Genomic DNA, 11397 nt, shown 5'->3' with positions numbered 1-11397 from the left:
AAGGAGCATCCCATGAGTGGAGCAGGAGCCCCCGATCTCACCGTCGACGCGAGCGGGCTGCGCATCGCGATCATCGCGGGCAGCTGGCACGACGAGGTCATGTCGTCATTGATCGAGGGAGCGCAGCAGTCCGTGGCCGCTGCCGGAGCCGAGCACTCCCTGTTCCGAGTGGCCGGCGCGTTCGAGCTGCCGCTCGCCGCGCAGACGGCCCTGGCCCCCGTGAAGGAGGGCGGCGGTGACTTCGATGCCGCCGTGTGCCTCGGGGTGATCATCCGAGGAGGAACCCCGCACTTCGATTACGTCTGCAACGCCGTCACCGACGGGCTGACGCGGGTGCAGCTCGACGCGCGCCGCCCCGTGGGCTTCGGCGTGCTGACCACCGATGACGAGCAGCAGGCGCTCGACCGCTCGGGCCGCCCCGGCGCACCCGAGTCGAAGGGCAAGGAAGCGGCCGAGGCGGCCCTGCACCTCGCGATCTCCACGCGCACCATCGCGGCGACGGCGCTCTGAGGCGGGCGCTGCGGGCGGGCTGATCAGACTTGGATCGCGATCTGCCCGCGCATCAGCAGGCGAGCGGTGCGGGCGAGCGCGGTCGCGGCGATCCCGCCCGTTTCGTCGCTCGTCGCGGAGGCCCTGACCACACCCGAGGCGGTGGCCAGGCGCACCTCCGAGGTATGCCCCGGCTCAGGAGCAGGCGCTCCCCCGCCGCCGAGCGCGTCCGCGACCACACTGCCGGCGATCCGCGCGGCGGCCGCCAGGCACATCGCGGCCGTGCCGGGCACCGCCCGGTGCGCCTGCCCCATCGAGAAGGGGCGCACCAGCACGTCGGCATCGGCCGCGGGCAGCACGGTGCCATCGATCAACGTCGATTCCGCCCCGGGGCCGACGAGCACGATCTTCGGCACCGCGAGCGGCGCCGACTCCGGATCCTCGCAGAGCCCCGCGCGCACGGCGCCCCGGCGCCGCACCTGCTCGAGCAGCGCTCCCAGCTCGGCGTCGGCGTCGAGCGCGTCGGGCTGCTCGGCGGCGGTGAGTCCGTACTCGGCCGCGGGAACCACCACGAGGGGGATCGCGGCGTCGACGATCGAGGCCGTGAACGCGCGATCGCCCACGCGCAGCTGCTCGACGGGAGCGCCGCTCGGCAGCAGGCCCGCGCTGCGGCTGCCGCCGGGGTCGGGGTAGACGAGGTGGATCGGCGATCCGCTCCCCGCGACTCCGGGAACGGCGAGATCGCCCACGGTCGCCGCCGCGCCGTCCACGACCCGCACCTCCGCCACGACGGTCTTCGCGGTGTTCAGATTGTGCAGCGTGAACCGCTGCACGCCGTCTGACCGGGAGACGAGGCCCGCGGCGAGCGCAAACGGCACCACCGCCGAAGAGAGGTTGCCGCAGTTGCCCGAGTAGTCGACCCTCGCCTCGCCGATGTCGACCTGCGCGAAGGTGTAGTCGAGATCGACGCCGGGGCGCTCGGACGCCGCGACGATCATCGCCTTCGAGAGCGACGAGAGCCCACCGCCCATGCCGTCGAGCTGCCTGCCGTAGGGATCGGGCGAACCGAGCGCGGCGCACAGCACACGATCGCGCTGCACGCGTTCCAGCGGGTCGAGGGCGTCCGGCAGCGCGAGACCGCCCGGCAGCGCGGCTGCGTCGAACATGACGCCCTTGCTCGTGCCACCTCGCACGAACATCGCGTCGATCCACTGCGTCATCGGGCCCCTCCGGCTCTGCTCACTCGTGCTTCGTCCCCAGCCTATTGGCGCCGTGCACCGAGACCGACTGTTTCAGAAGCCCTGAAACAGTCAGTCTCGCTGAAAGCGTCAGTTTCGACAGCGGGCCCGCGCGACGGCGCTTTGCCAGCCGCACTGCCCTACAGTAGAGGCCGTGGCTGGCACATCTGATGAGACCGCGACCGACGCCCCGAGGTCACGACGCAGGGGGCGCGCACCGCGGACCGCTCCTCGCGGCCCCCGGGCGTCTCTGCGGCAGCTGATCCCGTATCTCTTCGAGCAGCGAGGGCTGCTCGGCCTCGCACTCGCCCTGGGCCTCGCGAGCGCGGTGGCGTCGCTCGTGCAGCCCGTGCTGCTGGGCCAGGTGATCACCCGCGTCGAGGCCGGTCGGGCGCTCGGCTGGCTGCTCGTCGTACTCACGGGGGTGGTGATCGTGGGCGCCGTGCTCGGTGGCCTGCAGCACTACGTGCTGCAGCGCATGGGCGAGGGCGTCGTGCTCATGAGCCGGCGCAGGCTCATCGCGAGGATCCTGCACCTGCCGATCTCCCAGTTCGACCGGCGTCGCACGGGCGACCTCGTCTCCCGCGTCGGCAGCGACACCACGCTGCTGCGCGCCGTGCTCACCCAGGGCCTCGTCGAGGCGATCAGCGGAATGCTGGTGTTCGTGGGGGCGCTGATCGGCATGCTGGTCATCGATCCGCTGCTGTTCGGGATCACCTTCGGCGTGATCCTCCTCGCCCTCGTCGTGGTGGTGCTCGTCTCGAGCCGGATCCGCCCGGCGGTCGCGAAAGCCCAGGAGAAGGTGGGCGACCTCGCCGCGCAGGTGGATCGCACCATCTCGTCGATCCGCACGATCCGTGCGGCGGGAGCCACCGAGCGCGAGCAGCGCGCCACCGAGCGCGACGCCGATGAGGCCTACGTGCTCGGCGTCAAGGTCGCGAAGATCTCGGCACTCATCGTGCCGGTGTCGTTCCTGGCGATGCAGCTCTCCTTCCTCGTGGTGCTCGGGCTCGGCGGCTACCGCGTAGCGACGGGCGCCGTCACCATCGCGCAGCTCGTCACGTTCATCATCTTCCTGTTCCTCATGGTGATGCCGCTGGGGCAGGCGCTCGGCGCGATCGCCGCCGTGAACCAGGCGCTCGGCGCCCTCGGTCGCATCCAGGAGATCTCGGAGCTGCCGACCGAGACCGAGCACGACGCGCAGCTGTCACCTCTCGGACGCACGGTGCCGCTCGAGGGTGCCAGGCTCGACTACGCGGCGGCGATCCGCTTCTCCGACGTGCACTTCACCTACCGCTCGGCTGCCCCGATCCGCGCCGACGCACGCCAGCTGGTGCTCGGCGGGCGCGGAGGGCGCCGTGATCTCGAGGCAGCGCCGGCCGAGATCGTCGAGACCCCGGTGCTGCACGGTGTGAGCTTCGAGGTGCCCCGAGGATCGCGCGTCGCGCTCGTCGGCCCCTCCGGCGCGGGCAAATCGACGGTGCTCGGACTGATCGAGCGCTTCTACGACCCCGATCAGGGGGCCGTTTCGCTCTACGGCGCCGACCTGCGCACCCTCGACCGCGCCGAGGTGCGGGCCCAGCTGGGCTATGTCGAGCAGGACGCCCCGATCCTCGCGGGATCCCTCCGCGACAATCTCCGCCTCGCCTCGCCCGACGCGTCGGACGCGGCCTGCGAGCGCGTGCTGCGCGCCGTCAACCTCGGGGGGCTCCTCGACCGCTCGGCCGCACGTTCATCGGGCACCGCCGCACTCCCTTCTCGCGTCCCCGGAGGCTCCTCCGAGGCGAACACCGCTTCTGATGTCGATGACATGAGCCTCGCAGCAACCACCGACATTTCCAGCGAAACCGCTCGAGCATCACTCTCCGACGCGCAGCTCGCCGCAGCGCTCGATCAGCAGGTGGGCGAGAACGGCATCATGCTCTCCGGCGGCGAGAAGCAGCGCCTCGCCATCGCGCGTGCACTGCTCACGGCACCTCCCATCCTGCTGCTCGACGAGTCGACGGCGAGCCTCGACGGCGTCAACGAGCGCCTGATGCGCGACGCCCTCGACTCCGTGGCGACGGGCCGCACCCTGGTTGTAATCGCGCACCGGCTCTCGACGGTCGTCGACTCCGACAAGATCATCGTGATCGACGAGGGGCGGGTGGTCGGCGAGGGCACCCACGCCGAACTGCTCGAGTCGACACCGCTCTACCGCGAACTCGCGAAGCACCAGCTGCTCGTGTCGGCCGAGGGCTGAGCCCGACCGGCCCTGCCCGAGCCGCTCCCCCCTTTCCAGGAGCGGCGCGAACCGTAGGCAGATCCTGAGGAGCAGGCCCTTCAGGACTCGCGCGGACCGACCAACCCGATGCGTTCGGACAGCCCGGGCACTGTACGCCAGATGACCGGCTTCTTCGCTTGCCCCCGTCGTAGCAGGCCCGCATCCTCGAGGTGCGCAAGATCCGCGCGAGCGGTCGGCATCGTCACACCGTAACGCCTGGAGACATCGGCAGCAGTCACCGTGACGACGCCCTCTCGCGAGAGCCACTCGATGAGACTCGCCTGGCGGGAGTTGAAGCCCTCCGCAACCTCCTGCAGGGCAAGTCGCACGCGTCTCGCCTCCGAACGGCGCATCTCGAGATAGGCGTCCAGTTCATCGAGTGCCCGAACGATCACCCGCAGCTGATGCAGGATGAAGTAGGTGAGGTCCCCGTCATCGTCCTCGCTGTACTCATAGCTGTCGCCGTACTGACCCGGCGCCTCCCTGAGCACCTTCGAAATGGCGAGGTATTCCGCGAGCCAATACCCGTTGTGCAGCATCGACCAGTAGAAGGCCAGCCTCGCGGTGCGCCCGTTGCCGTCTGCGAAGTAGTGATCATATCCGAACATGAAGTGCGTGATCGTCGCGCGAACCACTGGAGGAATGTACGGGGAATCCGTGACGCTTCCGTTGGCGAATGCGCAGAGTTGCTGCAGCCGGTGCGGCAACTCTTCCGCCGGGGGCGGAGTATGAACCAGATGCTGCCCGCGCCACACCTGAACCCGCTGCTCGCCGACCCGCTCGAGACGACCGGCCTGACCCTGATCGTCGAGGGTGCCGGCGGTGAGTTCGGCGTGGAGTTCGAGCACCCACTCGGGCGACAACGGCTCGCTCGATCGCGCCGAGGCCCGCTTCATCGCGAGGTAGTTGTTAAGGATCATCAGCTCCGACACATCGACAGGATCACGCCCCGAATCGATCATCTCGACGGCAGCACGCCTACTGGTCGACGCTCCTTCCAGCTGGCTGGAGGTAACCGACTCTTCGACGAGCGATCGGACGATAAACCCATCGCGTCCACCACGAGTCAGAGCGTCTCCACCCCCGAGCACATTGCCACCCGCTCTTCTGGCGATCTCATCCGAAAGCTGCAGCACTTCATCGCTCATCACGAAGGAGAAGAAGCGGCCGTCTTTCCGTTGCAACGGCACCGTGCGCATCTGCGCCGAGCGCTGAATCTTCAGCTTCAGCCACCACTCCTCGTGCGTGAGCCCCTCCGGAGCGGGACGGTGCCGAAGCTGATCCCAGTGCCAGTATCGCGAGTCGTCGAGAGGCGGCGAGAGCAGCAGCTCTGCGAAGCGCCCGGGGCGCTCATCGACTCTTCGATGCAGTTCTTCCACGCTCGGGGCGCGAGAACGGATGACCATACGCACAATCTAGCATAAAGAAAATTTTGCTTTCATTTTCTTTTATTCTCTTTTGCCCTTCGGGGCGCGGTCCTGCCACCCCACGCAGAGCGCTCGCTCGCCGCAAACCGCGCCTCCGCTCAGCCCCGCCGCAGCATCCAGTCGACCCGCGGCTCGATGATCACCCGGAAGACCCGCGTGATCCACGTCATCGAGAGCAGCAGGGCGATCGCGATCGCGATCGCCGTGAGCAGCAGCACGCCGACGACCCCCCACGCAGCCACCGCTTCGATGACGCCCGTCTCCCGCAGCACCCAGACGACGGGTCCGTGCAGCAGATACACGTACAGCGTGCGCGCACCCCAGACGGTGATGATGCTCTGACGCCGCGGAGCCACGATGAGCACGGCGAGCGTGAGTGCGGCGGCCATCGCCAGCAGCAGCGCCGTGACCACGATACCGCCGAGTGAGGCCGACACCCACTCAGTCGGCTGCCAGTCGCCGATGGGCCCCCGCTCGAAAGCGGTGAGGTAATCGTCGCGCCAGGTGAGCCACCGGTCGATGCGCCAGAAATCCTGCAGGTGCGCCGCGACCGCGAACACGATCCCGACCGTCCCGAGCAGCGCCCACGCCCCGATCCGGGCCGCCCGCGCCGGCCGCGTGAACCACTGCCCGTCGAGCCACCCGCGCTCGCGGATCAGCCATCCCGCCACGAAGAACGGCATGAACACCATCGTGCGCGAGGCCGAGAACGCCGTGCCGACGGCGGGCAGCAGCCCCGAGGCGAGCGCGAGCCCGATCGAGAACAGCAGCGGGTGCCGCAGCCTGGCGATGTAGGGCAGCAGGATGCGCATGGTCACCAGCGTCACGAGAAACCAGAGTGTCCAGGACGGATTGACGAGGAATCCGGATCCGGGCGCGCGCCCCTCGACGACAGCGCGGATCACTGCCCAGACACCCTCCCACAGCAGCCAGGTCGCCAGCAGCTGCACGGTCGAGGCGACCGCCTTCGGCGACGCCTCGGGCTTCGAGAAGAGGCCGGAGAGCAGGATCATCGCCGGCATGTGGAACAGGTAGATGAACGAGTAGAGGGCGAAACCGAGCGACGAATCGGTGCGCACCGTGGAGATCACGTGGCCGATCACGACGAGCACGATCAGCAGGAAGCGCGCGTTGTCCCAGTACGCGATGCGGCGCTTCGGAGCGGGCTGCGCGGCAGCGGGCCGCGCGGCGGCAGAATCAGCGGGCGTCGCGGCGGCGGAAGCGGGGGCGGCGGCACGTTCGTTCACTCGTCCAGAGTACGCGGAGGGGGCGACCTCGTTCGCCGGAGACCGCCCGACGAGGTGCGGGAACGCCACGCCGAAACCTGGGCACGTCAACCAAACGGTCGACCTTGGCCCGACTCTCCCCTCCTTGCGCTATCGAGATGACGCGGCGTGCCCCTCTGCTCGAGGCCCAGTGGCAGCATGGGTCATCTCGGCGGGGGAGGGAGGTCCGAGAGTGTGGGGACGAAAAGGGGGAGAGGGCCGAGGATCCCGCCTCGAGACATCCGCAGAAACGAAAAACCGGGGCCGATCAGCTGTTTCCAGCTGATCGACCCCGGTTTCCTTCGAGCCGCCTGTCGGATTTGAACCGACGACCTGTTCTTTACGAGGGAACTGCTCTACCCCTGAGCTAAGGCGGCGCGGCGCAGAATCTCTTCCGCACACGAGCGCCAACTTTACCACAAAGAGGCGCCTCGATTCATCTTCGGCGGCTCACCGACGAGCGATGGCCGCCCCCCGCCCCGGCGCTCACTCCGCGCTTCCCCGCCCCCTCCCGGCTCCGACCTCGCTACGAGCAGCGCGGGTCGCTCTCGGGCACGGCGCCCGTGAGCAGGTAGTCGTCGATCACCTCGTCGATGCAATCGCTCTGTCCGTAGGCGGTGTGCCCCTCCCCCTCGTAGGTGAGCAGCACGCCGCTCTCGAGCTGCTGCGCGAGCGACTCTGCCCAGCGGTACGGGGTGGCGGGATCGCCGGTAGTACCGACCACGAGGATCGGATCGGCGCCCGCCGCGACCACCGGCTCCCGGTCCGATGCACCGGCCACCGGCCACTCGGCGCACGACACATCTCCGAAGCCCTGGAAACGACCGATCGTGGGCGCGATCCGGTCGAGCTCGGCGGCCTCCGCGCGCATGCGCTCACGGTCGAGCTCACCGCTGGGATAGTCGAGGCAGTTGATGGCCGAGAACGCTTCGGTGGAGTTGCCGACGTACTCGCCGTCGACCCGGTCGTAGTAGAAATCGGCGAGCGAGAGGGCCACGTCGGCGTCTCCCTTCGACACCGAGGCGAAGAGCTGGTCGAGGTAGCCCCAGTTGCTCTGCGAGTACAGCGGGGTGATGATCGCGGTGAGCATGGTGCCTGCGCTGAGCGTGCGGCCGTCGGACCCGGTGAGGGGCTCCGAGTCGACCCGGTCGAGCTGCTCGCCGATCGCAGCCATCGCCTCGTCGACGGTTCCGGTGAACGGGCAGTCCCTGCGCTGCAGGCAATCGGCGACGTACGCCCGCAGCGCGAGCTCGAAGCCTCGGGTCTGCTCGCGCACCACGTCGGTGACCTTGCTCGTCGGATCCATCGCCCCGTCGAGCACGAGACGCCCCACTCGCTCGGGGAACGCATCGGCGTATCGCGCACCGATGTAGGTGCCGTACGAGAGGCCGAGATAGTGCAGCCGGTCGTCGCCGACGATCGCGCGCAGCATGTCGAGGTCGCGCACGGTGTCCTCCGTGCTCACGTGCCCGAGCAGGGCGCCCGTGCGCTCCTCGCAGGCCTCGCCGAATGCGCGAGCCTCACTGAGCGCGGCGTCGATCCACGCGTCGCTGCCTCGCTCGAGGTCGCGGTTCTCGTCCGCTCCGAACAGATAGTCGTCCATTCCCGCGGAGTCGAGGCAGCGCACGGGTGTGGAGTTGCCGACGCCCCGCGGATCCCACCCGATCACGTCGTACGAGCGCTGGATCTCGGCGGGCACGGCGTACTCGAGGCTCTCGCCCACGTACTCTGCGCCGGAAGCGCCGGGGCCGCCCGGGTTCACGAAGAGCGTGCCGATGCGGTCGCCGCCGGTCGCGGGGTGCTTCACGAGGCGCAGGGTGATCGTCTCGCCGCTCACGTCGCCCCAGTCGAGCGGGGCGTAGACATCGGCGCACTCCATGCCGTCGCCGCACGGGGTCCAGATCGGCTGCTGCGCCCCGAACGCCTCGACCCCGCCCGTGGGCCGCTCGGGCAGTTCGTAGCTCTGCCGCTTCCCCGTTTCCCCGTCGAACAGCGAGAGGATCGGCGCGCACGCCGTGAGCATCACCAGCGCGGCGGCCAGAGCGGTCGCCGCAACAGCGCGCATCGCCCTGCGCGCGCCGGTCATGCCGCCGCCCCGAGGGACTCGGCGAGCTGCGGCGACACGATCGCCGCGAACAGCGCCTCGAGCACCAGACCCGGCGTGATGCCCCGCGCCAGCCGCTGCCGCGCCGACTCCACCGCCGTCACCATCGCCAGAGCCCGCTCCGGCGACCACCGCTCGGCGAGGTCCTCGATGCGCGGCCGCTGCTCACGGTTGACGAGTTCGGGATCGGCCTCCAGCGACACGAGCAGCACGTCGCGGTAGAGCGACAGCAGGTCGGTGAGGATGCGGTCGATGCCGTCGCGCAGGCTGCGGGTCGCACGACGCTTCTGATCCTCCTCGAGCGCTCGCACCTGCGCGCGCATCTGGGGCGGGATCGCCGCGCCCGGGGCGAGGCCGAGACTGCGCAGGGCCTCTTCGCGTTCCCGCGCGTCGAGCTGCTCGGTGAGCGCCGCCGCGTCGGCCTCCGCCACCTTCACCAGAGAAGCCGCGGCGCGCATGGCGTCGCCCAGCGTCTCGACCGAGAGCGCCACGGCGATGGATCGCTCGCGGCGCGCCAGCGATTCGGGATCGCTCGCCAGGCGACGGGCCATGCCGATGTGGCTCTGAGCGAGGCGGGCTGCCCGCTCGGCCGCTTCGGCGTCGATGCCGTCGCGCTCGTGCAGCAGACGCGCGATGTCTTCCGGGCTCGGGGTGACCAGGCGCAGCGAGCGGGTGCGCGATCGGATCGTGGGCAGCAGGTCCGCCTCGCTGGGGGCGCAGAGCACCCAGATGGTTCGCTCGGGCGGCTCTTCGAGGGCCTTCAGCAGCACGTTCGAGGTGCGCTCGGGCATGCGATCCGCGTCTTCGATGACGATCACCCGGAACCGGCCCTCAGCGGGTGCGTAATGCGCCGTGGTGACGATCTCGCGCGCGGCCCTGATGTCGATCAGCAGCTTCTGGGTGGTGAGCACGCCGAGATCGGGGTGGGTGCGGGCGCGCACCTGCTCGAAGACCGCGTCGCGCTCGGCCTCGTTGCGCGCGATGAGCGCGGCCGCGAAGCGGAACGCCAGGTTCGAGCGGCCGGATCCCGGAGGCCCGGTGATGAGCCAGGCGTGCGCCGGGGGTGCCGAGGCCGCAGGATCGGCAGCATGCTGCAGCGTTCGCACCGCCTCCGGTTGACCGACGATCTCTGTCCAGAATTCCACCCCCAAAGGGTATCGCGCGCCTCTGACGTTCTCGGGAGGGGCTGCCAGGGGGGCTCCGGATCGGCCCCTTCGCACAGAAAGGGTGAAAGTACGGGTGAAGTTCGATGCTTTCGCCACCTGTGCGAAAACTGCGCTTCTAGCATCGGTACTGGCGCTCGACCCAGTTCCCCCCGGGAAGACGCCATCCCTCCCTCCGGTGTCCATATCCTCTGGGAGGGGCGAGCCCCCGGACCTGTCCCCCAGGTAGCCGGGGGCTTCATACGTTTCGCCCGGCGGCGCGCAGGGTCAGGCCGGCAGATCGACGTATCCCGCCTTGCCCGGTCGCACCTCGGCGGCCCCCGCACTGACCTCCGCGGCGAGCGCGGTCAGCGCCGCGACCTCGCTCTCGGCGACGAGGTAGCGCTGCGCGACACGATCGCTGTACTCGGCGGCGCCGATCCCGAACCCGCGTCGTCGTGCCTCGGACTCGATCTGCGGAGCTAGGTCGTAGGCCGTCGTGACCAGCACCTCGCGCCGCAGGCCGCGCCGCACCCGCACCGCCCCCAGCACGGCCTCCGCGACCGCCGCCCGATAGGCGCGCGTGAGCCCGCCGGCGCCGAGCAGCACCCCGCCGAAGTAGCGCGTGACCACGGCCACCGTGTCGCTCAGGCCGGCCGAGACGAGAGCGTCGAGCATCGGGGCGCCGGCCGTGCCGCTCGGTTCGCCGTCGTCGTTGGAGCGCTGCACCCGGCCGTCCGCGCCGAGCACGAACGCCGAGCAGTGGTGCCGCGCCCTCGGGTGCTCGCCGCGAACCCGGGCGATCACCTCCCGCGCCGCCGACTCGGTCTCCACCCGCTCGAGTCGGGTGAGGAACCGCGAGCGCGAGATCTCCAGCTCCGCGTCGACGGGGGCGGCGATGGTCTCGTACTCCGTCTCCATGCCTTCCATCCTCGCAGCCCGCAGGGTGTCGCCGCGCCCGCTACGATCGTGCGTATGGGCGAGAGCGTGCGTGCGGACACCTGGGTGTGGGGCGTGCGTCTCGCGAAGACCCGCAGCCAGGCCACTGCGGCGTGCCGCGCGGGCCACGTGCGCGTCAACGATGCTCCCGCGAAGGCGTCTCAGCCGGTGCGCATCGGCGACGTGGTGCGCGTGCGGCTCCACGGTTTCGACCGCATATACCGCGTCACCGGCCTGCCCGTGCGCAGGGGCAGCGCGGCGGAGGCAGCGAAGCACTTCGAGGATCTGACGCCGCCGCCCCCGCCGCGTGTCGAGCGCCCGGCGATGGTGGTTCGGGATCGGGGCGCGGGGCGCCCCACGAAGCGGGAGCGCCGCGAGATCGACCGGCTGCGCGGCCGGGACTCCGCGGAGTAGGGCGCGGCGACGCGGTGCGTCCGCATACGCCGCCGCTGAAGCCTCTACACCGTCGCCGAGAGGCGGATGCAGCTCGGGGATTCACCGATCCCGTATGCAGCACCCGCCCCCGAGGC

The 11397-nt window shown here is 70.1% G+C and carries 9 protein-coding genes and 1 tRNA gene; 3 read left to right on the top strand and 7 right to left on the bottom strand.

The features are described from left to right. Positions 1-12: 12 nt before the first annotated feature. Positions 13-510 carry a 6,7-dimethyl-8-ribityllumazine synthase gene (gene ribH / locus AC0KXF_RS07360; protein WP_473108549.1) on the top strand — a complete coding sequence of 166 codons (498 nt, stop codon included), beginning with the start codon at positions 13-15 and terminating at the stop codon, positions 508-510. Between the two features lie 23 nt (positions 511-533). Here the strand turns inward: ribH and AC0KXF_RS07355 are convergent, their stop codons facing one another. Then, positions 534-1709, bottom strand: a complete 1176-nt coding sequence (locus AC0KXF_RS07355; protein WP_473108548.1) for a PrpF domain-containing protein — start codon at positions 1707-1709, stop codon at positions 534-536. Positions 1710-1881: 172 nt separating this feature from the next. On the opposite strand from AC0KXF_RS07355, the gene AC0KXF_RS07350 reads away from it, so the two are divergent. Further along, the gene (locus AC0KXF_RS07350) at positions 1882-3969 is read left to right on the top strand and encodes an ABC transporter ATP-binding protein (RefSeq protein WP_473108547.1); all 2088 of its coding nucleotides are present in this window, start codon (positions 1882-1884) and stop codon (positions 3967-3969) included. 80 nt (positions 3970-4049) lie between these two features. On the opposite strand, the gene AC0KXF_RS07345 is transcribed toward AC0KXF_RS07350, so the two are convergent. The 6 genes from AC0KXF_RS07345 to AC0KXF_RS07320 all read right to left on the bottom strand — a co-directional run bounded on the left by AC0KXF_RS07345 (position 4050) and on the right by AC0KXF_RS07320 (position 10849). Further along, complete coding sequence (locus AC0KXF_RS07345) at positions 4050-5396, bottom strand: Fic family protein (protein WP_473108546.1); 1347 nt, start codon at positions 5394-5396, stop codon at positions 4050-4052. 119 nt (positions 5397-5515) lie between these two features. Further along, a complete protein-coding gene (locus tag AC0KXF_RS07340; protein WP_473108545.1) occupies positions 5516-6664 on the bottom strand; it encodes an acyltransferase family protein in 1149 nt (382 codons plus the stop codon). 323 nt (positions 6665-6987) lie between these two features. Next, positions 6988-7059: transfer RNA gene (locus AC0KXF_RS07335), tRNA-Thr, on the bottom strand. 149 nt (positions 7060-7208) lie between these two features. Next, on the bottom strand, positions 7209-8768 hold the full coding sequence (locus AC0KXF_RS07330) for an alpha/beta hydrolase (protein ID WP_473108544.1): 1560 nt from the start codon (positions 8766-8768) through the stop codon (positions 7209-7211). Then, on the bottom strand, positions 8765-9931 hold the full coding sequence (locus tag AC0KXF_RS07325; protein ID WP_473108543.1) for a DNA polymerase III subunit delta': 1167 nt from the start codon (positions 9929-9931) through the stop codon (positions 8765-8767). Before AC0KXF_RS07325 ends, AC0KXF_RS07330 begins: the two co-directional genes overlap by 4 nt. A gap of 285 nt (positions 9932-10216) precedes the next feature. Continuing rightward, positions 10217-10849, bottom strand: coding sequence for a YigZ family protein (locus AC0KXF_RS07320; protein WP_473108542.1), 633 nt, complete (start codon positions 10847-10849; stop codon positions 10217-10219). Positions 10850-10903: 54 nt separating this feature from the next. Between AC0KXF_RS07320 and AC0KXF_RS07315 the strand changes: the two genes are divergently transcribed. Then, positions 10904-11281, top strand: coding sequence for an RNA-binding S4 domain-containing protein (locus tag AC0KXF_RS07315; RefSeq protein ID WP_473108541.1), 378 nt, complete (start codon positions 10904-10906; stop codon positions 11279-11281). The last annotated feature ends 116 nt before the right edge of the window (positions 11282-11397 follow it).

Source organism: Leucobacter holotrichiae, from assembly GCF_055791005.1.
The sequence above is the reverse complement of the archived record's forward strand: the minus strand, read 5'-3'. Positions and strand labels throughout refer to the sequence as shown.